Source organism: Fibrobacter sp. (genome assembly GCA_017503015.1).
Classification (GTDB): Bacteria; Fibrobacterota; Fibrobacteria; order Fibrobacterales; family Fibrobacteraceae; genus Fibrobacter.
The window spans coordinates 25,425-49,502 of sequence record JAFVTX010000004.1 but is presented as its reverse complement, the minus strand read 5'-3'; the positions used below and the strand labels follow the sequence as shown (position 1 = coordinate 49,502).

The following is a 24,078-nucleotide window of genomic DNA, read 5'->3' as shown; positions in this document are numbered from 1 at the left end:
CCCCAGCATTAAATCAAGATATCTTGCTCCCCAATAACCGAGCTCGATTTCATCATCCAGTTCTTTTCCAGTATAGTTTTCGGTAACTTTATCCGTTAATACTGTCAAGTCAATTTTTTCTCCGTAACTTCTATAATCGTAGGCATGCTGCAACATGGGTGGCCCAGCAGTTGTTCCCGTAGTGCGATATACAGCCATTGTGGAACCGAGGTGGTTTTTCAGATACCATTCAAACGAAGTGTTCATGGAATCAAAATAATGCGCCGGTTCTACGCCATATCTGCCTAATCCCTGCGGCAGGCTAACAACAACCCATGTCTCATTTCCATTTCCGCTATTGCCGGTACGGATTTCAGTTCCTATACCTGTGTAGTGGGTAACATGTTCAACAGGCCATTCGCCTGAACCGGTTCCTTTACGAAGCCTCGTTTTCGAAATTCTCTTTCCGTTGCCATCGTACTTCATCACTAGTTTTAAAGAATCCCCATTTTCGATTTCACGAACAAACTCCACGGGCATTCCCCTCCAGTCGTAGGAGATTTTCATTTTCTTGGATTTATCTTCAATTAGATTTCCTTCACTATCATAGACAAAGTTGTTTGCGTCACTCATATTGTGGTCATCAGCCGTTCCGCCCATTCCGTTCGCCACGGACTTTAGCCTGTTGGTATTGGCATAATAAGCATACTCGCCACCAGCATTCTTTGCAATACTAGTATCTCGCCGTTGAACGGTCATTCTTCCTTGTGCGTCATACTCAAAGACTTCATCGAAGTAGTCCTGTTCCACATCATCGGCACTTGTCAACCTATTCAATTGGTCGTAGGCATAGGCCACATCACGATACTGGCCAAAGTCCGCATTTCCGTGGGCCAGTTCATGCACCATACGGCTAATGTTGCCGTTATATTGCGGGGTGCAGTTGGCATCGCCACAGTCCTCGTAATGGAGGGTCTCGGAGTAGAGGCTGTTTGATTCCTGTCCGTCGGAATTGGCGCTATATGTGGCCGACTTTACGGTTCCACTGATATGGTAGGTGTAGGCAAGCGTGATTGCGTCGCCCATCTTCACCTCCCTCACATTTCCCGTCGGGTAGTAGGAGTAATGCGCCAGCAGCACCTCGTCACCACCTCCGTTCTTCGAGAACAAGCTGTCTACGCGGCCAAGGCGGTCGTAGGTATACCGTTCCACAATTTTTCTACTTGAGCCACCGCCATTCACACCGTAGGGGTATTTTGCCGTCCTTGTAACCTTGCCGCCAAGGTCGTATTCCGTCTCCACGGCGAGCATTTTCAGGCTGTCTGCAGGCATAGTCGGGTCGTAAGTGTAAGTCGCCGCCACTCGCCCGTACTTGTCGTAGGTATTTGCAGTCGACACCCGAGTAACGTTGCCGCTGCCGTCGACGGACACGTCGGATATCACCGCCACCGTGCGGGTCTTGCCGTACTTGAACGCGTCAGTTTGGACCGACGCCGGATAAAGTTCCACGCCCAAGGTGTCCCTGGCGGGCATACGGTCATAGAACGTACGCGCTACCGTACCGGGAGTGAATTCGGCGATAGTCGGGCTGTTCCTGTTCTGCACATTGCCAAAATACGCTCTTGCCGCGCCGCTGTCAAGCGCAGTTTTCCATTCACCAGTGTAAATCGGCCTATCTAGGTTGTCATAGACGGTAACGGAATATGCACCGGAGTCAATCTGCCTCTGCGTCTGTGTCGCGCGGACGCGGCCCATCAGGTCATAGAATGTCCTTGTCTCCCCCGCGTCGGGCTCCTTGCTCCTGACAACACGGCTCTGGGCATCGTAGCCGTATTCATTCGGGGTAACGCAGTTCGCGGGTCTTGGCGTATAGCCGCAACTCATTGGCGGGTGCGACCTAACCACGTTTCCGCGGGCATCCAGTTCGTTCACGCTGCGGGCGAGCAGCCTGCCCGTACTGTCCAGCGAACCGCTCACGATTACACGGCCCTCGCCGTCCTTCACCGTGAACGCCCTGCGACCGTCCTGGTCCGTGTTCAGTTCCCACAGGTGGGTGGGGCCCGCATCCCTCGTAGCGCGATAGTTCGTGTCGCCGTCGTAGGCCCGTCCGTGGCGCACGGCTGCTACGGCGGAGTTCAGGCTGGCCGAGTCCAGCAGGTTGACGCCTGACAAGTTGACGCCCGAAGAATAGGACCTTACCAAGTGCGTCCGCCCATCTACGCCCGTAACGCCGAAGGCACTACCTGGAGCGCCCTCCACATCCTTGGTGGCCATGGGGTCGGGTTTCCATTTCGTTTCCACATAGGGGACACCGCCTGCGTCGGGATAATCCGGGTTCGACGCGGTGTAGTAGGACTTTGCCATGCCGGAGTTGTGGGCTGTCTTGCGCTCGGAATTGCAGTCGGCTGCCCCCTTGCAGGGGAGAGCGAAGGGCAGGTACTTTTTCCAGGTGCGGCCCATTCCGTCGTGCTCGGAATCAGTCACCAGCAGTTCCTCCGCACCGTCGTAGGCGCGACTCTCCAGTTCCTCCCCCGCCGTGTTGGTAAAGCGCACCGCATAAGTGGTCGGCTTAGCCGCTGTAACAGCAGTCAGGATGGCGTCATCGAGGCTCGACGCGCCATTGGCGGAAATGGAGAGCGCGTAAACGGAAGAACCGTCAAACAGGGATTTCGCAAGGAACACGGTGTCACGTTTCCATGTGCCGCCACCCGAAACTGTATTCGTGTTTACCGAAGTTTCGTTCTTTGAAATTTCGACTGTCAGGGTTCCCGTATGCCAGAGCATCAGTACCGCACCGCTATCCGCAAGCAATCTCCCCGCCTGGAGGGGTAAGTCCTGGGTTATGCGGGCTCCGCTCGAAAGTTCCAGGTGCCTCGAACCCTGCGGCGAAATTCCCCGGACACTATGCGCAGACCCGGATACGTTCCATCCATGCAACCAGTCCGACTCGAAATCACCCCCCGAAAGCAACTGACCCGCGGAATATTGGACGGCGTCCGTCCTGTTCGCTACCTGGGAAGCCAAAGACGTTCGCGGGTGCGTCAAGGAGAAAACGGTGTCGCCCACGGCAATCTCCTGCATGGGGGGTGTCGGTGACGAAGGGTCCGGAGTCCCATAGACAAGTTCCCCTGTAGAACTATAGACAGCGACTTTTTCCGTCTTCACCGAATTCCATGGATTCGCTATACCGTCCATGGCGGACCAATCATCTGCCAGACTCCAAGTATAGACGCTTTCGCTGCCCGACGGGCAATCCGTAAGGCACTGGTCCAGCAAAACAAAGGAAATGTTACGGACTGCGGCCGCCTGCAAACCATTTGCAAGCACAAAGCGGAAAGTATGCCTATTTCCGGAAGATGTTCGCGAAACAGCAATACCATCGCCGAGCGACATCAGCGTGCCGGCAACAGAAAGCGTATCGGTGCCGATAACGAGCATAGGTACATGACTTGCAGGGTGAGTCACATAAAAATCCACATATACAGGGCCGACAAGGCTCGAATCACCGTCATTGCGGACTTCTAGGGAGACGTTGCCTACGGCATCATTCACGTACCCGTTGGGTATTCCCATTCCCTCAGCATGAACGGTCTCGTTCACGGTCAACTTTAGACTCTTTTTCGTATAGCCGTTACAGGGCCACATTTCCGTCCCATAGACAAGATTGCCATTGGCATCAAATAGTGCCATATTTGGATTATCCGTCAGCTCACTTGCATCCACCCAACTGGCAAAACCGCGCCAATCGTAATTCTGCCATGGATCTAGATGCACGGCAAGGTCCATTCCTCCAGGAGGAGCACTCGCCCCCGGCTGGATTTGCGCATCATCAGAAAACTTAACCCTGTAAACAAACAGGTTCTCTTCGCACTGTTCAGTCACCTTACTTTGTACTGCAGACAAATTCTGGTAGTTTTCAAACACTAGCCGTGACGCATCCAGGTTTTCGTTGCCATTATAGTAGAAGCGCAGTTCGTAACCGCCAATATTGGCAGTAGCATTCCCCTTGTTCACCACATCGAGTTTCAAATTCGCCGCACCTGTCGAAGTGGAATTATCCGAGAAACGTATAAGCAAATCCGTATAAGGGTTGAACGACGATGACGAGACGGCAGAGCTGCTGGACACCGCAGATGAGCTGCTGACCGGAATTGAAGAGGAACTGACCGACTGCACCGAAGAACTGGAAATAGGATTCGATGAAGAATTGGGCGGGTAAACAGAAGAACTGCTTTGTCCAGTAGTCGAACTAGACGACCAAAGACTTGAACTTGATGAAGATGAATTGTCACCACAATCCGCCGCCCACGATGGAGCCTCACCCCACAGGAGAGTTCCGTCTCCGTCATAAAGCGGGGCCTTAGGCGCATACTGCCTACGCCGAAGTGTATCGCCACCAGCATAGAAATCTCCGATGGACCAGTCATCCACCTTATTCATCCTTCCGTTTGTCCCGTAAACGAATCCCGTCTTGCTGTCCTGATAGGAGCGGTTCGCAAGTAAAGTCTGGGCAGACTTGCCAATATAGCGCAGCCGGAATCGACCGTCGCCACAGGCTTCATAGGAAACATCCACGTTGGGGTCCGTGTACCAATGGTGAGCCGCAGGCAAAGGTAAAGTAGAGGGCCTTTCCGCAAAGACTCCATAATAGTCATAGTGCCACCCTGCAGAAAGAGTCTTTCCCGCCCCCGAGTAGTTCACTATCCCGCTCGCCACATCCAGCTGGTATCTCTTGAACCAGGTCTCGTCACCAACCAATACGGCAAGGCCCGAGGGGGTGTGCGACGGATGGAGGCTTCCGTCAACAACCACGACCGTCCGGGTCGCAGTAGAACTTCCCCCATATGAATCCGTCACCTTCACCGTGTAAGTATAGCTTCCGGTAGGCTTGACCGCCGTCTTGCGAATGTCGCCATGTCGAGAGCGAATGTAAAACACCTTCCTGTTTGTAGCCGTGTTCACGTTGTTTTTTATAACATTTTCATAATCATCCCAATAATCTGCCGGGGTCCCAACTTCTATCCAAGAAGGATGGGGACCCACCAGTTCCATGGTAAAGTCATCACCGTCCACATCGGTGACGAGAGGGCGCATAAAATAGTCCTCGCCCTCATATATCGTGTCGGGGCCGGACGTAGAAAATTGAATCACGGGAGATGTATTCACAAGTCCTTCCGTACAGAAACCCGAAATCCCCGAATTTGTCCTAAACTTTTGCCAGTTGTACGAAGTCGCTGTAGTCATACGCACTTCATGACACCCCTGTTCAGAGAACCAAGACGGAGCAGTACCCCACAATCGATTGCCGGAATGGTCGTAAAGGGCCTCGTATTGGTTATAAAAGAGGTTTCGCTGCATGGCCCGAGCCGTATAGTTCGTCGCCCAGCGGAATGCGGAATAATCCACATAGGCATTTCTCTCTGTTGCAGCGACATACCCTTGATTCACATCTAAGAACGCCCAGATGTCCTTGTCTTGTAACGGACTATAGTAATAGGGGTCCGTGGAACCTGCCACCTCGTTGTAACCGACTTGAAATTCTCCCGATCTTGCCCCCGCCCCGATAGAGACTTCACCGCTGAACCTGTGGCGTATCACAAAATTCCCTTGTCCGCAATCTAACACCTGCACGCAACCGTTGGATGGTTTTTTCCAGACATTGACTACGGGTTGTCTTCCCGACATGCGCGTAGCGTAATAATCTATGTAGGGGCTTTGAAGGGTCCTTGCGGCGGTCGCTGTGTTCTTTAACGATGTGTATATTTCCATCTGCCGTCCGTAACTGGCCGCGGAATCATGCATGGCAATTACCACCCCGTAATAGTTCGAGGGTGGATTTATGACACTGAATGAATACGATATACTTTGGGACTCGCCTGTTGCCGTATTCCGTACTCGAAGTGTTCCCGAATATGTTCCCGCTGCCGGAGGAAAACCGGAAAGTTCAAGCCAGAAGATCTGGTTGTTCTGCCAATGGTAATAGGCGTTGTCCAGGCTGGAATTGTATGCAGGGCGGCCATTTGGTTTTAGCCAGCCCGCATTCCCAGAAACATTTTCCAGAACATAGGGGGCAACCCCCTGTTCGCGTTCCGTGGAGCCGTTGCCCGACACGCCGTCTATGAACACCGGAACAAAAGCCTTTTCACCCAAAATAAACTGTGTGGGACTATCGCCGGGAATTCGGACAGACAACTGACCAAAGGACAATCCCAGAAGGGCCAATATGAAAATGAGGACCATTCTCAATTTTGGCCTCCGTTCCTGTATTCCCTGTGATGGGCCTTGAAACTGTTGCCATCGTCATCGCGAACCTGGACAAGATGTCCGAACGGATCATATTCGTAATAAGTAGAAACGTTATCTTCGGAAACGAACCTGACCATGTTCCCGTAGCGGTCATACACGAATGTCCTTGATTGTGCATCTGCAGGGTAAATTCTAAGGTATGACAAAAGGTAGCCCCCATAGAGCGTCAGCACATAAGGGTTCCCAGAGACTGTATCACGGACTGTTTCCCATGCCCGGCCTGATTTTCGTAAAGTATATTCAGCTATCAGGGTACGCCCCTGTTTTGGTACCGCATAACAACTAATTTGAGAAAAACCATCAAACAAAACAAGTTCGTTTTCTGTTACCCCATAGCCAAGTGAGTTGATTCCACAATTAGCCATGGCGATGGTATCCCTATGGGGAACAAAGCTTGCTACCTCGGAAAGGCCCGCCGGGAAGAACAGCCCCGTCTCGTACATTCCATCATGAGAATAATGCGTAGCCGTAGTCCGCCCGAACCCGTCGCGAGATTCCCGCACCCGGAAATGCCAATCTACAAAACCAATCATTTCACCATCATAATCCGTTACCGTAGGGAAAGACTGCCCATGCGCCGGATCCGTACTCTGGAAAGGCGACACCGCAGACAACAGGTTACCTCCACCCACGATTTCCCTAGGCTCTCGGCGACTCCTGAAATTTCCCCATCCGACATACGGCCTTTTCTTTCCCGGATAAACGGAATCGGGCATTTGCCTATACGGCGCAATGTCAAAGCTCCTCAGGCTGTCATTCACTTGAATCGAATTCCATGGCGATGTTGCAGGAACAGTCCCCGAATATAGGGCGGAGAGATAGTTCTGCGAAAGCATGTTCCGGCGGAACATTCCATTTGCAAGGGATGTGTCCCCATCAACTACCGAGTAGTGCGGCTTTTTCAAGGTCAACTTACGCATCTCTTTTCCGTCCGGGGAGGGAGCCTTTGCAAGAGTCGCCGTAGGAAGTCCCGTTAGCGGGTCAAATTGGTGATTTTCCAACGCGCTTTTTCCCCATAACCCAATGTGCGAAGACGGCTGGTTGTCGTGACCCGTGTAACTTACCGAAGATACCTGGAAGGCGGGGTAGCGAATATACCTGAAACTCTTGGAATCCTTGCGGGAATCCTTGTCATAAAGCGCAATATATTGTTTTTCACAATTTTTGTCTTTCTTCCCGTCTTTGCACTTCAAGACCCTTTCATAACTCCACCTTTCCACCTGACGACCTATCTTGTTTTTCTGGGTATTTTCAGCGCCTTCGGCCACACCGGGTGCAATATCCGGGACTCGAGTGCTATAGGCGGTGCTATCCTGCCTAACCATCAAAGCGGAACTTCCGCCGCGATAGAACGAAATTTTTGTATTCAATCCCAAGAATGCCGTAAAGTCGTGATAGGCTACGGAACTTTCGAAGTCGGCGACATCCCGCTCGTCTTTTTCCGCGCCCGAATTGGCATCCATCTCCTGCAAGGTTATGGAATCTTGTCCATACTCCACAGCCTTGTATATGATAGGGTAATAGCCCTCCTTCTGCGAACGCAACCACGATTTATGCAACACGAAGTTCTGGTCATCGCGAATCTCATCCTTCATTCCCTGCTTGTTGTATGTCTTGGTATAAGTTCCCAAGAACCAGATAACAGAGACATCCATGTCGTTAAAATCGGAAAGTGAGGCGTTCAACGCAAGGGTATCATGCTGCACGGAAAGGGATGAATCCATCGAGAACCGTGACGTGGCGGCAAGGTAACGGGCATTGCGGATGTTTTCATCATAGAACGTAAAACTGGTCACCCCGTCCCTTACAACCATCATCTTGCGGGTTTCTCCGAGGGCATGCTTGTTCGCATCAAGTAGGGTGAATGCCACAAGGAAGGGGCGCTCCTTGTATGTCCGGTCATCCTCGTAGCCACCCCACACGAAAATCCTTGTATTCACGCGAAGGAACGGTTGCAGGGCACTCCGAGTGTCTTCGTCTATAAAGTCCGCAGGAATGCCTGTCTCAGGCGTGACATATTCATACTCTGTCCGTCCATTGGATATTCCCGCCCCATAATTTTTCACCGTGACTTTGGGGTAGGTGATATTGGAACCGGGAACATAGAACAAGTCATTATCGCCAAAGCCCACTATCCTGGATTTTGGAGACAGGTCCATGTCGGGAAGGGCAAACGAGACCTTGCCCGAATAGAAGCGGTTCCCAATTACCGTATTGTAAGCAGAATCAGGCAACTGTGCTATTTCACCGGGTTCATACGTGTATTCCGTCGTGACAGTCCGTCCGATGTCATGGCGGACAAGGCGCCTGACCCGCAAATCGCCGCCCTTCATCTCGGACATTGAATTTCTAACCCAGAAGGAACCCTGTTTGGACTTGATTCCCCAATTCTTGCTCGAATTTATCTTGTCGGCGGCAGCTTGAAGGGCGGCATCCATATAGTGCATAGAACGGTCCAGCACAAGCAGGCGGCGGGCAGACCCGTCGTTTTTCGATAGCAATTTTAGCGGTTTTGCATCACCCAATACGGCAACGGAACGAGTCCTAGAACACCTGCCAAGACCACCAAAACCGCATTTTACCTTAGTTCCCATGTTGCCAAGAACATTGTACAAGACATTGCGCGATGTGTCTACTTCGCCAGACGAGGTTACGCCCATGGTATCGAGGTACTCAAAGCCCGTTCCCTGGTAGCCAGCAGGCCTTACCACATCCCAGAAAGCGGAACGGGGACCCAGACATTGTTCACGCCAATACAACGGCCCTAGTTCCAAGCATATCCGAATGCTGTCCGATTCCGCAACCGGATAATCCCCGGCATAGTTTTTACAGTAATCTGCACTTTCAAATTCCGCATACATGTTCTCGCTGGAATTTTCTTCTCCATCCTTGTAGACATCTCTCTCGTAATCAATCTCTACAACTCCCCCAGCAGGTTCCGTCACCCGCGAAAGGCTCCAGGCAGACGCACCATAGTCGGCAAAATCCTGCCAAACCTTGTGGTTTTCTGGATTTGCGCGCTCGTTCCAGAACCCCCAATCATCTACAACATTGGAAGAGGCGATAATACTTGCATCCAAATCGGTAATATTCTCATAATAGCTATCCGGGAACTGGTTCGTCCCGACCGTATCTTCGGGGCTTGCATAAGTCAAATTCTGCGACAAATTCATCCAACTGTTCTTTGTGGACAGCCGCGTTGAAGTGAGGGACGGCGAATGGTATTCAAACTTGAACGGGGGCAGACTGGAACATTTTCCGTGCTGACAGTCCGTTTCCGTAATTGATTTCAGGGAAAGCTTGCCATAAAGGTGGTTCCCGCTATTCTGACTTTCACATATTCCAAGGCCCGCATAATCCGGAGAATCCTCAACCTGTCCGTTGTCTGCAGGATAGCGCCCCTTACAGTAGGAATTCAACGCCTTGGGATGCAGGGAATAATCATAGCCAAACTCAAATTCACGGTAGGGTGTCGAATCACCACGGTTAAAATACGATATCTTCTTCAAGTAACGCATCTGATTTTCTGCAGGATCACTCGAATCACCCGCAAAAACCAGATCGCTCCAGTTTATGAGGGGATGAGAAACATAGTTTCCGTTTTCCCCAAAGACCACAGTGGCGTGATTATATTTGTCCATATCGCTGTTGCTTTTTGCATAGCGATACGCGTAAATGGAGTCGCCGACAAGGCGGATGCGAAGCCTGTATAGTCCATACCCGTATTCATCGGCGGGAGATTCCTCGAACTGGCCCACTGAATCCACTGCAAAGGTGATTTCCGAAGGCATCTGGTACAAAACCGAATCCTGGACCATAAACGAAATTGTCGGAGCATTGACCGAGGGCATCCCTGTTACTTTTATAGCCGCATTACCGCGGAACATTCTTAAAAGTCTTTCGGGCAACTTCATGTTGGTATAAAGATATTCCGGGACAATGCTGATTTTTTGCTTCGTGAATGCCTGCTGGGAACCATTTCCAGTGGGTAGACTAGCGCTTTCTTCGGAAACCACACTGGCTCTAGACAAAATCGAAGCCTGAACAACTATGGGCATGGTTTTCGATTTGTCATTGTAGTTGAAATCCCAGCCCTTCCCGTCTACACGTTCTTCAGTTGCAGGGTCATTCAGTTCAAATTCCACCCTGTGCGTTGAAGTCTCAATTGATTTCAAATAGACATATTCCTTTACCCCGAATCCGGCCTGATACATACGGGAATCACAACCTTCCGGCGTATAGCCATTCTTGGGCATCCTGAAATTCGGCAAATCCACAGCATCCAGGCCTGGCCTTGCAAAGGGGCTTCGCCACCGGTAAATCGAAGGTTCCGTATAATGGAACTTGACATTGTAGCCAACATTATCCGCAACGGAGTCCCCAAGCTGAATAAAATCTGCACCACGGATTTCAGTAAGCAGCCACTGTGTGGCGTAAGGGTTCATGTTCACCTGATAGGTATAGAACAGCGCATTATTTTCAGATTCATATCCAGACTTACACTTCTCATCAAGGGAGCCCTTCTTAAAGACATAGTTGAGTGTATTCTCCACCGCCTGCGATGGATTCACCATTTCTACGCTCCAATCTAGGAACGACCTAACCGCACTAACCAAACTATCAAGGAAATCATCAGAGGCGTCTCCCTTCAAATCAACAAATATCGGAGTTCCCTTTTCCTGATTGATAGAATAATCCACTTTCAGGTAAGATCTTACAGGTTGCTCAAAATAATACCGAGTCCCATCCGAATTGGTTATCACGAAACCCTTAAGTTTTCCCACAGGGCTATTATCCTCAAGAATTGGTTCAATCTTCCGGGAGCCATAAAGGGCGTAATCGTAACTATCCAATTTCCTTTTTAGCAAGATGTCCGAAATTTTCCTCCGCTCGCGGGATTTCGCCCCTTCGAAAGGCTCACTTTCGTAATAACCACCCTCCCCTACAAACAAGAAATTCATCCCCGTGGTAAGGGTATCGTCAGACTCCGTATTCTTCCGGAAAACCAACCTATTTCCTTCATTCCGGAAACGGGTTGAATAAAGAGCATACGGGGAGCAACTATCGCTATGTATGCACTGTCGGTAAGATTCATAGTCGTGATTCTGCGACCTGGCTAGAACAGAGCCCCCAGTGGCCTCTTCAAATTCACTCCCATAAGGCCATCCGTCAGTAGAATCCTTGAGCAAGACTGAATAATCTTCAAAAACTTCACTGCTTGTAGTTTTCTCGTTACTCACAATTTTGTGTAAACGGTGTTCCTCGCGGGTAAAGGGACGAAAAGTGCCAGAAACACCTTCGGAAGATACCGTGTACATGTCATATGAGGGATACATTTCATCTTCACCCAAACTTTCCAAAGTCCGGCCTTTCATGGTCCATTTCCACGGAATATTTCCCGACGAACCTCCCTGGGACGCCATCGCAACGGGCAGCCCGAAAATTTTATTCTGTCCATCGGACAAAATAGATGGGCCAGCCTGATACATGTATCCGTAAACGTAGTCCGAAGTTGCGGAACGCAAATGGTACTCATGTAAAGCTTGGCCAAAACCTAACGAAAAAACGCCCACGTACGTGGGAACCACAATGGGGAAACCGGCACTAGATGTCCGCACGCCACCCTTGGCTGAGGCATTGGAAACGGACAAACCGCTTCCATTGACAGAAACACTGGAACCGTTCCTGCTCATTCCCGTCGATATCGGTCCCGATTTCATTGATGTACTGATTCCCGACGGGCCTGCACTTAAGCCCACGTTTGACACCCCATGGGCATCACCGAACCCAACGCTGTATGCGGCCCCGCTTCCCGTAGAATACTGAACTCCTGCCGAGACCTTGACGTTTCGGCCTCCGATTGATGTTCCCATCCTCACCGAAGCAATTCCATTTGACGAGAGCATCAGACCTATGTTCAAACCCGCCGCATCTTTGAAACCGACGGTTCCTTCCACCCCTATGGCCTCTGTCCCAACTGTAAACCCAACGCCGGCAACGCCTGAAATTCTCGGTCCAACGGTCGCACTAAATCCTACTCCACCCGTACTGGAAACATTTTGTCCAATACTTACAACACCTATGGTCCAACTCGTCTCTAGGTTCCACGTCTGTATAGCAGAATAACGATATACATACCCCAAAGTTCCACCATGGAACTGGTCATCAGGAACTCCACGGATATCGCGGCTTATGCTCCCCGGAGAAAGGGTCCAACCGAGTCCAACCCATGTAGCCTCTTGTTGGGGAGAAATTCCAGCGTGGTAAGATAAACTTAGTGGATAGCCCCCATAAGGTCCAGGCAGTTCTCCGAGAGGTATGGAGTATGCAAAGTTCCCAGTTTGAAGACTTACCATGTCCTTCATTCCAGAGGGTTCGAACTGCATGTAGTCAGGTTGAACAGGGCCTCCCTGCAATGCGAACAAGGGAGAAATGGCAACCAAAGCAGCCATCAGCCAATTTCTCGCCATTGTCACAAAAGTCGCAATCATTGATATTTATTGTTCAAAAAGAGAACAAAATCCTCAGTCAAGTCCGCACGTGAACCGTCCCCATACACTATACTGCCATTACTGGACGCAAATACCACATCTAACCCATGTTCCTTGGCATATTCCGCAAGAGATCCATTTATTTTCTCATAAACAGGGGCCATTAACTCTGACTGCATTTTCTGCAACCCGTCTTTTTTCGCCTGCTCAAACCGGCCAAGTTCCTCTATCCGGTGTGTTTGCTCCGACTTTAACCTTTTTTTTGTTTCAATAGACGCCGTATCGTATTCCAGCTTCAACCGTTCCTCAAAGGTAGCGAGAGAATCCTCTATAACTTTTTCAGCATCATTCCACTTAGATTCTTCTGCAAGCAATTGATCCCTCACCTTCTGGGCTTCTACGAAGGTATTCAGCATCTTTTCGGTATTGATAAATCCATAACGAACAGATGTTTCATGGACAAAGATACAGTAAATGATTCCAACGGCAGAAAGAATCAGTGCAACCAAGGCAAAGACATTTGCAAGCCTATTCATCTTTCACCCCCATATACCGCAGCAAGTCCCGTGTCTTGTCCGCTTTCCCCTTCGCTCCATATACCACAAAATTTGAGGCCGTACCAAAAAGAATTTCAAAACCATGCTGTTGGCCAAATGAAGCAACCACACTATTGAATTGTTCATAGACATTCTGTATTTTCGCCCCTGCAACCAGGCGGGCGGAATCAAGCATCTTATGTCGGGCCACGTTGGATTCCATATTGAGTAATTCTAGTAAATTCCGTTCATCAAGTTTCCCTTTCGATAAAGAATCTAGGATTTTTGAAAGAGAATCGTCAAAAAAGTTCATTCTTTTTCGAACAAAATCATCCATTGTTCCTATAGTCTGATTTGCAGAAAGCATCGGTTCATAACGAGAAAGCGCAATGGATGTGTCTACAAAAAAAGGGTCCCTGCCACCACCAGAAAGAGTCTTCATGGCAACGGCAACAAAGAGAATCGAAAAGAGCAGAGAAGCAAGAGCTAATTTCATTTCACATTCACCACACGTCGTAGAAATAGTGGTGTTCCACCCCGGTATAGGTGTCAGCGTATATGACCTCGGCGCCCGAATCGTAAACGGTCAGGCTGTAATTGCCGTCCAGGTTGAACTGGTAATAGTATTCGCCATAATGCCGGTCGTAAGCGTAATCGTACTCGTCTTTCCAGAAATAGTAGGGGCCGTATCCGTCATAGTAGACAGTAGCATCCCCGTTCCAGTCCACCTTCACGGACACCGTCAAAGAAGGCGACAGGGAATAGGCATCGCCGCACAGGTAATCGGCCCCCATCCAGGAGCAGTCCTGCCCGTAATAATAGTGGAAATGGAGTTTTGCCTGGTAACCGTAATCAGAGTCATCAGTTCCCCAGTCCCCGCAACCCACGAGCACCAAGGCAAGGGCAAATAAAAGAATCGATAAGTGTTTCATGTCTCTTTACAAGAATCCCCCGACAACAGTCGAGGGAAACCTAAAAATTAATTTGTCAAAAATTAGTCAGATTCGTAGTCGCCGTGGACTTCTTCTTCGGCAGCTTCCGTATTTTCGTCCTGGAACTGCTCCGGAGCCTGTAGGTCGCGGGTACTGCCATACTTGCGCTTTTCCTCTTCCGTCAGTTTATTGGAATACACGATGTCTTCCTGTTCCTGGTTAGCAGCTTCCTCCTCCTGCTTCAAAACACGCTGGCCTTCTTCCAGGCGGCGGCGGATATGCTCCTTTTCCATTTCTTCCAGGTTGGTGCCCACCTTGGCCTGTTCTTCGGAAACGATGTAGCGTTCGTTAGCTTCGTCCATGGCGTCCTTGATACCGACCAAACGGCCCTTGCCATCCACCTTCAAGCCCGCCTTACGGAGAGTCGAAAGAGGCAAACGGCGTGCAGCCAGCTTGTATTCTTCCTTGAATTCATCGCCATCACTAATTTCGTTGGCTTCACTCGTGGTTACATAGTCCAGGGCTTCGCTCCAACGAGAACTCTGCACACACGATGTAAAACCCACCAAGGCGTTGTCAATCTTTTCGGGATCGTCCGAAACCGTACCTGCACAACCGGCAATAATCATTGCCAAAAAAGAAACACCCATCAATAGTTTTTTCATAGGATTTTCCTCCGAAAAAATAATAACCCTTTCAAATATACACATTTTTTTTTGAAAAATCCTCTTTTTACCTTTTTTTTGCATTTTTAGGCATTTCCTGCGGACAGCACCCCCCTTTTTTCTATTTTTTCGCCCATTATGAGCGAAAATGCGGACATCTACCGGATATCTACCGGCGACAACAGGGAAATCGTCCTTGTAGGCACGGCCCACATCTCCCAGGTTTCCAAGGAACTGGTCAGGGAGACCATCGAAACCGAAAAACCCGACACCGTATGCGTAGAACTGGACGCCGGGCGCATGCAGTCCCTCAAGGACCCCGACCGCTGGAAAAACACCGACCTGAAGTCCGTCATCAAGAACAAGCAGCTCGCCACACTCATCGCCAACCTGGTGCTAGGCTCGTACCAAAAGCGCATGGGAGCCCAGACCGGAGTCAAGCCAGGCGCCGAACTGAAAGAGGCGGTGGACGAGGCCGAAGGAAACGAAATCCCCGTGGTCCTTGCCGACCGGGATATCAAGATTACGCTGAAGCGGGCCTGGGCATGCACCCCCTGGTACCGTAAGCTGAGTCTTCTGGGCGGCCTGTTCGGGAGCATCTTCGACAAGACTCAGGTCAGCGAAGAAGAACTGGCCAAAATCAAGGAACAGGATTCCCTCAGTGCCATGATGCAGGAATTCGGCAAGACCTTCCCCGAAGTAAAGAAGGTCCTGATTGACGAGCGGGACCAGTATCTGGCCAGCAAGATCAAGACCGCCCCTGGAAACAAGGTGGTGGCCGTGGTAGGCGCCGGTCACGTGAAGGGAATCGCCAGCATCATCAGCGAGAACAAGGAACTCCCCAGCGAAGAATCCATCACGGTTATCCCCAAGGGCTCCCCCATCTGGAAAATCATCGGCTGGGCAATCCCCGTGGCCATCGTGGCAAGCATCATCTACATCGGCTACCAGGCAGGCATCGAAAAGGCCGGCGAACTGAGCCTCCACTGGGCCATGCTTACCGGCGGCGGCGCCATGCTGGGCACCATCATCGCTGGCGGTCACCCGCTAACAGTTCTAGTGGCGCTGGTCATGGCGCCCTTCACAGGGCTTACACCGCTTATCGGCGTCGGGTTCTTTACCGCCCTCACCCAGGTCTATATGCGACCGCCGAGAGTCCAGGAAATGGAAACCCTCGCCGACGACATCTGGCAGGTGAAGCACTGGTGGAAAAACCGCGTCACCCGCGTCATGCTCTGCTTCTTGTGTCCGGGAATCCCCGCCATCATCGGGAAAATCCTCGCCATATTCAAGATATACCAAGCGTTTTAGAGATGTGAAATGTGGAATGTGAAGTGTGAGATGATTAATTTCACATCACACATTCCACACTCCACATTCATTGATGCGGGTGTCACCCGCGATTTTATATCCTCTTCACAATGAACATGTGTCCGGGGGCACGGGCCGGGTCCAGACGCACAAAGTTCTTGCTGCCACGCCACACGAAACTGTCTCCGGTAATCACGTCCTTCAAAAAGTAGAAGGCGTCTTCGGCCATGCCAAGCTTTGACATGTTGATTTCCACCAGGCCTTCTTGGGGGTTATCCATGTCCATGTTGCACACGCACAAGATAATGTCGTCGCCGGTCTTCTTGGAGTAAACCATCAGCTGGTCGTTCTGTGCGTAGTGGAATTCCAGGTTGTCGTATTCCTGCAGGGCGGCATGTTCCTGACGGGCGGTGTTTACCCGGCGGACAAAGTCCTGGATACCCGGACCGCTCCAGTTGTGAACCTTGTACTGGTACTTCTCGCTGTCGGCCAGTTCTTCCTTGATAGGACTCGGGATATTTTCGCACAGCTCGTAGCCGTTGTACATGCCGGTAAGGCTCGAAAGGGTAGCCGCCAAAAAGTAACGCTGCTTGAAGGCGTTGGGGCCCTTGTAGGCCAGGTACTTCGGGAAAATGTCTGGAGTCGTCGGGAAGAAAATGCCCCGCATGTATTCCTTCGCGTTACTCTGGGTAAGTTCCTTCAGGTACTGCTCAAATTCCCATTTGGCAGACCGCCAGGCAAAGTAGGTATAGCTCATGTCAAAGCCGGACTTTGCCAAACGGTGCATCATTTTCGGGCGAGTAAAGGCTTCGGCCAGGAACACCAGTTCCGGGCGTTTTTCCTTCACGTCGGCAATGAGCCATTCCCAGAAGGGGAAAGGCTTGGTATGGGGATTATCGATACGGAAAATTTCGATTCCCTTGTCGGCCCAGAACAGAATGATGTTCTCGATTTCTTTCCACAGGGCCTTGTAGTTTTCGTTATAGTAGTCGAAGGGGTAAATGTCTTCGTACTTCTTGGGCGGGTTTTCCGCAAACTTGATGCTGCCATCCGGTTCGTGGTAGAACCATTCCGGGTGACTCTTCACGTAGGGATGGTCAGGGCTGCAGTTGAGGGCAATGTCCAGCGCCAGACGAAGTCCCTTGTCTCGGGCGGTCTTTGCAAAATGCTCGAAGTCCTTCATGGTACCCAGTTCCGGGTCCACGTCGTAATGGCCACCATTCTTGTTACCCACGGCGTAGGGGCATCCTGGTTCAATGGGTTTGCCCTTCTTGTCCACCTTGGCGTGCAAGGCGTTGTTTGCGCCCTTGCGGTTCGTAACACCGATCGGGTGAATCGGCACCAGGTAAACCGTATCAAAGCCGAGATTCACAATGTAGTCTAGCTGCTTTTCGCAGTCCTTCCAGGTAGCGCTCTTCTTGGGGTCGGTGCCCTGGCTCTTGGGCCACATCTCGTACCAGGTGCCTACACGGCTGTAGGTAGGGTCCACACGGAGTTTCATCACGGGGGACTCGGTAGGAACATCCTTCGGTTCAATGGTCCAGGCGCAAATCTTGTATTCGTAGTAACCGATGTTGTTGACGGTAAAGGAACCTTCCCACTGGTCATTATCCACAAAGTGCATGGGAGCCTTTTCCCATTTTTTCTTGGACACGTGACGGTAGAAAATCGCAGCGTCGTACTTCTCGTGACTGTGACGGAAAATATCCGCCGTAAGCGTCACCGTATCACCGGGCTCACGCTTGAGCATAAAGCGCCCCCCTTCGATTTGGGGGCAGATGTTTTCAATAACCAGATTGTCTTTGAGGGTAGGAATAGTAGCCATAATGCCGTAAATATAATTACTGGCGATGGCCCTGGAACCTCATGCAAAGAATCGCACCGACCAAAACCATACAGGTAAGGGCAAAGGAGCCTCCGTAAGAAAGGAACGGCAAGGGAAGCCCCGTCACGGGCATAAGCCCTATGGTCATGGCAATGTTCACGAGAATATGGAAAAGGAATATGGTAGAGGCCCCCATGGTAATCAAGGTGATAAAGGGGTCCGAGAAAAGCTTGCAGGTAGAGGTGGCCCGCCAGAGGAACAAGAAATAAAGCACAAGGATTACGGCACAACCTATAAAGCCGAACTGTTCCCCCAGCACGCTAAAGATAAAGTCCGTATGTTCTTCGGGCAAGAAGGCCAGGTTGGTCTGGGTACCATGCCCAAAACCCTTGCCCTTAAGGCCTCCGGAACCGATGGCCGTCAGGGACTGCAAAACCTGGTAGCCATCTCCCAAAGGATCGCTCATGGGGTCCAAAAAGGTATTCACCCGCTTCTGCTGGTGGGGCTGCAACATGTTCCAGGCCATAGAACTGGCATAACCCGCAAAGATGTTCACCACCAAAAACAAAACAGTCAAAATCTTGGGCAAGCGGCGACGCACCAGGGAGAACACCACCGCGCAAATCAAGAGTCCCCAAAGCACCTGAAACATAGTCGTCTGGGAATGGGAGAACAGCACCGAAAGGAGCGGACTTGCCAGCAAGAACATGTCCGTCAAAGTGAGTCCCGCAAAAAAGAACCCCACGTAGGTTACCGCAATAAACACCAGGGCCGTACTCAGGTCTGGCTGTTTCAACACTAGGGCAAAGGGCACAATGAACAAAAGCATGGGCACAACAAAGCTCTTCAGCTTGAACAGGCTCACCGGATGCCTGGAGAGCCAATAGGATATGGTCAGCAGGTAGGCGATCTTTGCAAACTCCGAGGGTTGCAGCTTGAATATGCCAAAGTCAATCCAGCGGCCTGCGCCCTTCACTACGTCACCGGCAAAAAACAGCACCACGACAAGCAGAATCAATGCCGCCACATACATGGGTACCACCATCCTCTTGAGCCAATCCAGACGCAAAAAGACAATGCCCGCCGCAATGGCGCTACCGCAAACAAAGTAAATAATCTGCCTAAACCAGAAAGTCTCGTAAAAGACCACCTTCTCGTTGTTGGTGGCGGAATAAACCAGCAACACACCACAGACCATCAGGCAAAGGGTCAAGAAAAGAAAGAACCAGTCCACCTTCAGGGACTTGTCCAAAAAACGACCGGAACTCATTTCTTGTCCTCCTTCCCAAAGTAGGCCATCAGCACCTTACGGGCAATAGGGCCCGAAACGGCGCCACCGCCACCTGCAGCTTCCATAATCACGGCTACCGCGATTTCCGGATTGTCCAGCGGGGCCACTGCCGCATACCAGGCGTGGGTCTTTTCGCCCTTCTTCCATTCGCCAGAACCGGTCTTAGCCCCTACGCGGATATCGGGCACGCGGCCGCGCTTACCTGTTCCTCCGGGGTGGTTCACCACAGAATCCATGGCAGCCATCAAAATACGGTGGGTAGATTCCTTCATCTTTCCAGAGCGAACAATTTCGGGTTCATACTTTCGGACCACGTTTCCTTCGCTATCCCGCAACTCCTTCATAAAATGCGGCCTGTAAACGCCCTTGTTGGTGGCAAGAGACCCAACAAGCACCGCCTGCTGCAAGGGCGTCACAATCTGGCCCTGCCCAATGGACAAGTTCAGGATAAGCCCCCTGGCCCAACGCCAGCCCAAGCGCTTGTTCCGCTGGTTGAAAGAAACCGAATCCGGAAGCCATCCCGCCTTTTCGCCAGGAATATCTACGCCCAGGGGTTTTTCTCCTAGGCCGAAACGCCTGCCGAATTCGTTAATGCGGGTCATGTCAATGTCGAGACCGGCCTGGTAAAAGAACACGTCGCAACTGAGCCGGATGGCGTTCACCACATTCAGGTTTCCATGGCTTCCCCAGCACTTCTGGTAGCGGGCTCCATACTGGAAACCGCCCGTACAAGATTTAGGATAATGCTTGAATTCCGAAAGCACGCCATACTCCAGCCCCGCTCCGGCTGTTACCAGCTTAAACACAGACGCCGGCGGGTAAGTTCCCGAAATGGCGCGGTTGGTCAATGGCCGCAGGGAATCCAGGGCCACCTGAGCCCATCCCTTGTTGCGTTCACGTTTTTTCAAGGAGAAAATATTCGGGTCCAGCCTAGGCGAACTCACCATGGCAAGAATTTCGCCATTACGGGGATCTATGGCCACCAAAGCACCTCGGGCCGTATCCGGAATGGCCTCTTCTGCCACCTTCTGCAATTTCAGGTCGATAGTCGATACCAGATGGAGTCCCGGTATGGGAGCCTTGCTATCAACCCCCTTCACCTGGCTGATTTCACGACCGGAGGCGTTCACCTCCACCACCTTCACACCGTTTGTTCCGCGGAACTCCTGGTCATAAAACTGCTCCAGCCCCTTTTGGCCAATACGGTCTCCCTGGGAATAATTTTCGTATTCCGGCAACTTCAGCTGCTCTTCGGAAATTTCGCTGGTGTAGCCCAGCACATGGGAAGCAAGTGTCCCGTAAGGATAGGCCCGCCTGGATTCGATAAGGGTCACCACGCCGGGCAATTTTTCGGAATGTTCCTCTATAATGGAGACCTGCTCCGGCGAAGCATCTTCCAGAATGCGGATAGGTCTGTTCTTTATCCAGCGAGTCCGTTGGAATGCCGTATCCAGCGAAAGGGAATCGAACATCCTCTTTCCGTCCTTGTCCACAATATGGAGCAACGTATTAAAAATGGAATCCCGGTCTGCCTTTTTCCGAGGTAGGTTCAGCGCCTGCAAGGCTATCTGGTAAGAGGGCCTGTTGCGCACCAGAACCTCGCCGTTCCTGTCGTAAATAAAACCGCGCTCGGCCACCAGTTCCACTCGGCGCAGGCGGTTGTTCTCCGACCGCTGGAAATTTTCGTCATAGTGTGTATGCTGCAAGGAATAAAGCCGAAACAATAGAATGACAAACAGAACGAATACGGCGGTCATATAGACCAGCACGTTCCAGTTCCGATTCTGAACACTCTCGTTATCGGACTTATTAAACATGGACCTTTTTCTTTTTCCCGATAGACAAGTGGAAATAGATGGCCGCAACAAACAGCGTGTAGGCACACTCCGGAAGGGTCTTGGAAAAGAACAGGTTGGTAACCACATCCTTTTCGAGCCCCGTCAAGAAGAAATAAACCATGTCGCACACAAAGAATCCAAAACCGAGCACTCCCAGTTTCATGGGCAGGTTCAATGTCAAGAACCTTTCTTCAAGCTGGCCCACCAAGAATCCAAGCACCGTCATGGAAATGGTGTTGGCACCAAGCCATTCCGCAGGTCCGTAGACATCCTGGGTGAATCCAGCAAAGAATCCCCAGAAGCACCCTGCCGCAGGCCCGAACTTGATGGCGATGGACACGATCATGATAACGACAATATCGGGACTTGCTCCAAACAGCTGAATCCATTCAGCAACCGTCGTCTGCAAGATAAAGCAGACGATAAACACCAACAGAACTTTTATCCACTTCAAGCTATTCATCTAAAAGTTCCTGCACAACCCATTCCGGTTCCTTGCCCATCACAAAGACCTCTTCCAAAGAAGAAAATTCCTGGAAAGGCACAACATCCATCAACTGCATCACTTCCAAGTCAGAGGGGCGAATCCGGGTCACCGTACCCACCGGGATTCCTTTCGGGAAAATTCCGCCAAGGCCAGAAGTAATCAGGGTATCCCCCACTTTCACGCCGGCGTGTGTCGGAATCATAGCCGAAAGGGTTCGTCCATCTACAGATTCCAAGAAGCCCACCACCCGTGTCCTGCGTTCCAGTACAGACAACTTAAGATTCGGGTCCACCAAAAGTTGCACTCTGGAATGAGTGAGAGTAGCCTTAGAAACTTTCCCGACCAAGCCGTTCATAGAAAACACCGGCATATCTTCCTTGACACCTCTTGACGTTCCACGGTTGATGACAAGAGTCGTTAGGAATCGGCCGGGATTATGGCCCACCACACGCGCGGTCACAATGGGATAGTCCCACTTGTCGTCAAAGCGCACCAGCGTATGCAGTCGGGCAAGTTCTTGCAGGGCTTCGCTGGCATAGTACGTCTCTTGCCGGAGCCTTGCGTTTTCCTCTTTCAGCATCTCATTTTCATGAGCCACTGAACGGAATTCATCTACCGACGAAATTACCATCTGCGCCGGATAAAACACGGAAGCGAGAGCCGCCGATATGACGCTCTTCTGCGTGGCCTCCGGGGCCTGACGCATCAAGATTCCTAGCAGTAGAAAGAATGCAAAGGCGACTATGCCATGCTTCTGCGAAAACAAACCGACAATAAAGCGGAACGCTCTAAGCATCGAGGACCGTTTTCAGTTGGGCTAGTTCGACGAGGCAATCAATACGGGACGATACTTGTCCAAATCTTCGAGAATGCGGGCGGCACCCTTGCAGACGCACACCAGAGCTTCGTCGATAACGTTTACAGAAAGGCCCGTCTCCTTGCGGATACGTTCATCAAAGCCGCGAAGCTGGGAGCCACCGCCAGTCATGATAATGCCCTTGTCATAAATGTCAGCAGAAAGTTCTGCAGGCGTCATGCTCAAGGCCTGTTTCACCGCTTCGATAATGGCGGTCACAGGTTCGTTCAAGGCTTCACGAATTTCCGTGCTGTTGATGGTCATGGTACGGGGCATACCCGCAATAAAGTCGTGACCGCGAACTTCCATAGTCAGTTCTTCTTCCAGAGGGCTTGCTGAACCAATCTGTATCTTGATCTGTTCAGCAGTACTTTCGCCCACATGCAAGTTGTACATCCTACGCAGGTAGCCCACGATGGCTTCGTCCATTTCGTCACCGCCAACGCGCACAGAAGCGTTGCAGACCGTTCCGTTCAAAGCAATCACGGCAATGTCAGAAGTGCCACCGCCAATATCCACAATCATGTTACCAACAGGGTCTTCCACAGGGATTCCCATACCCACAGCAGCAGCCATGGGTTCGTGCACCAGGTGGACTTCCTTGGCGCCAGCCTGCTTGGCGGCGTCAATCACGGCACGTTTTTCCACTTCGGTAATGCCACTGGGCACACCGACCACCACACGAGGTTTCACCATCCACAGGGGGTATTTCTGCACCCGCTTGATGAATGTCTGCAAAAGGGTTTCCACCAGTTCAAAATCCGCAATCACGCCATCGCGCATAGGGCGCACGGCACGGGTTTCACCAGGAGTACGGCCGAGCATTTTCTTGGCTTCGAAGCCGATGGCCGAAACCCTGTTGTTCTTGCTATCTACAGCAATCACGGTGGGTTCGTTAATTACAATTCCTTGACCTGCAACGTGAACCAGGGTATTGGCGGTTCCGAGGTCTATACCGATATCGCAAGAAAATAATCCAAACAAAATGTTTCCCTCTGTGTGAAGATTTTGTTGATTAATATAGTAATTAGTTGTTAGGGACTAGGATCTAGGGGCTAGGGGTCACTTCGCTTTGAGGCTCGAGGCTCAAGGTGCCAGATCCGAGGCGCAAAACTTAATTCTTCAACGAATCTGCCCCGAAGAACAGGACCTTGTAGTACCGGTCCCAATGGCGGGCGCTCACATCGTAGCGGTATTTCCGCTTCTCGTGAAGCGCCATGTCCTTGTAGATAAAATAATCCACTTCGGCGTAGGCAGAGTAAATCTCGGCCTCCGCCCCAGAAAACAACCTAAAGTCCTTGACCCGGTAATAAGGCGTGTCCAACAAGGCGTCCCTACTGCCGGCCTTTATGGTCTCCGCCACCATAAACTTCAGGTCTTCCTGAAGGTAGGCTTCCAGCTTCTTTTCAATGCGGTCCGTCCGTTCGGAACAGCCGGCGAAAATCACCACAACAAGTAACAAGCTAACAAGAAATCTCATGGACATAAAGTAGAAAATGTAAGCCAGGCATTAGAACGTCTTTCCAAATTCTGGATTCTAGATGAATTTAAAATTTTTGAT

The 24,078-nt window shown here is 51.0% G+C and carries 14 protein-coding genes; 1 reads left to right on the top strand and 13 read right to left on the bottom strand.

Annotated features, from left to right (window positions below; all coding sequences use genetic code 11):
- From IKB43_01240 to IKB43_01215, 6 genes are all read right to left on the bottom strand, one after another.
- Positions 1–6,219 (bottom strand): hypothetical protein (locus IKB43_01240; GenBank protein MBR2468769.1); only part of this gene is annotated, 6,219 nt, incomplete at its 3' end.
- A 2-nt stretch (positions 6,220–6,221) separates the two neighbouring features.
- The gene (locus tag IKB43_01235) at positions 6,222–12,755 is read right to left on the bottom strand and encodes a hypothetical protein (GenBank protein MBR2468768.1); all 6,534 of its coding nucleotides are present in this window, start codon (positions 12,753–12,755) and stop codon (positions 6,222–6,224) included.
- Between the two features lie 17 nt (positions 12,756–12,772).
- On the bottom strand, positions 12,773–13,312 hold the full coding sequence (locus IKB43_01230) for an OmpH family outer membrane protein (protein ID MBR2468767.1): 540 nt from the start codon (positions 13,310–13,312) through the stop codon (positions 12,773–12,775).
- Positions 13,305–13,808, bottom strand: coding sequence for a hypothetical protein (locus tag IKB43_01225; protein MBR2468766.1), 504 nt, complete (start codon positions 13,806–13,808; stop codon positions 13,305–13,307). The genes IKB43_01230 and IKB43_01225 overlap by 8 nt, the downstream gene beginning before the upstream one ends.
- Positions 13,809–13,815: 7 nt before the next feature.
- Positions 13,816–14,244, bottom strand: a complete 429-nt coding sequence (locus tag IKB43_01220; GenBank protein ID MBR2468765.1) for a hypothetical protein — start codon at positions 14,242–14,244, stop codon at positions 13,816–13,818.
- Positions 14,245–14,306: 62 nt separating this feature from the next.
- Entirely contained in the window at positions 14,307–14,909 is a 603-nt protein-coding gene (locus IKB43_01215; protein MBR2468764.1) for a hypothetical protein, read from the bottom strand.
- Positions 14,910–15,047: 138 nt separating this feature from the next.
- Here IKB43_01215 and IKB43_01210 point away from each other — a divergent pair, with 138 nt between their 5' ends.
- Positions 15,048–16,220, top strand: coding sequence for a TraB/GumN family protein (locus IKB43_01210; protein MBR2468763.1), 1,173 nt, complete (start codon positions 15,048–15,050; stop codon positions 16,218–16,220).
- A 94-nt stretch (positions 16,221–16,314) separates the two neighbouring features.
- Here IKB43_01210 and IKB43_01205 read toward each other — a convergent pair whose 3' ends face one another.
- The 7 genes from IKB43_01205 to IKB43_01175 form a co-directional block, all read right to left on the bottom strand.
- Positions 16,315–18,045, bottom strand: coding sequence for a DUF3416 domain-containing protein (locus tag IKB43_01205; GenBank protein ID MBR2468762.1), 1,731 nt, complete (start codon positions 18,043–18,045; stop codon positions 16,315–16,317).
- A 16-nt stretch (positions 18,046–18,061) separates the two neighbouring features.
- Positions 18,062–19,315, bottom strand: a complete 1,254-nt coding sequence (gene rodA, locus IKB43_01200) for a rod shape-determining protein RodA (protein ID MBR2468761.1) — start codon at positions 19,313–19,315, stop codon at positions 18,062–18,064.
- Entirely contained in the window at positions 19,312–21,153 is a 1,842-nt protein-coding gene (mrdA, locus tag IKB43_01195; protein ID MBR2468760.1) for a penicillin-binding protein 2, read from the bottom strand. Before mrdA ends, rodA begins: the two co-directional genes overlap by 4 nt.
- A complete protein-coding gene (gene mreD / locus IKB43_01190) occupies positions 21,146–21,637 on the bottom strand; it encodes a rod shape-determining protein MreD (GenBank protein ID MBR2468759.1) in 492 nt (163 codons plus the stop codon). Before mreD ends, mrdA begins: the two co-directional genes overlap by 8 nt.
- Complete coding sequence (gene mreC / locus IKB43_01185) at positions 21,630–22,457, bottom strand: rod shape-determining protein MreC (protein MBR2468758.1); 828 nt, start codon at positions 22,455–22,457, stop codon at positions 21,630–21,632. The genes mreD and mreC overlap by 8 nt, the downstream gene beginning before the upstream one ends.
- Before the next feature lie 21 nt (positions 22,458–22,478).
- Positions 22,479–23,501 (bottom strand): rod shape-determining protein, encoded by a 1,023-nt coding sequence (locus tag IKB43_01180; GenBank protein MBR2468757.1) that lies wholly within the window; start codon positions 23,499–23,501, stop codon positions 22,479–22,481.
- A gap of 130 nt (positions 23,502–23,631) precedes the next feature.
- Positions 23,632–24,003, bottom strand: a complete 372-nt coding sequence (locus IKB43_01175) for a hypothetical protein (GenBank protein ID MBR2468756.1) — start codon at positions 24,001–24,003, stop codon at positions 23,632–23,634.
- Positions 24,004–24,078 lie beyond the last annotated feature (75 nt).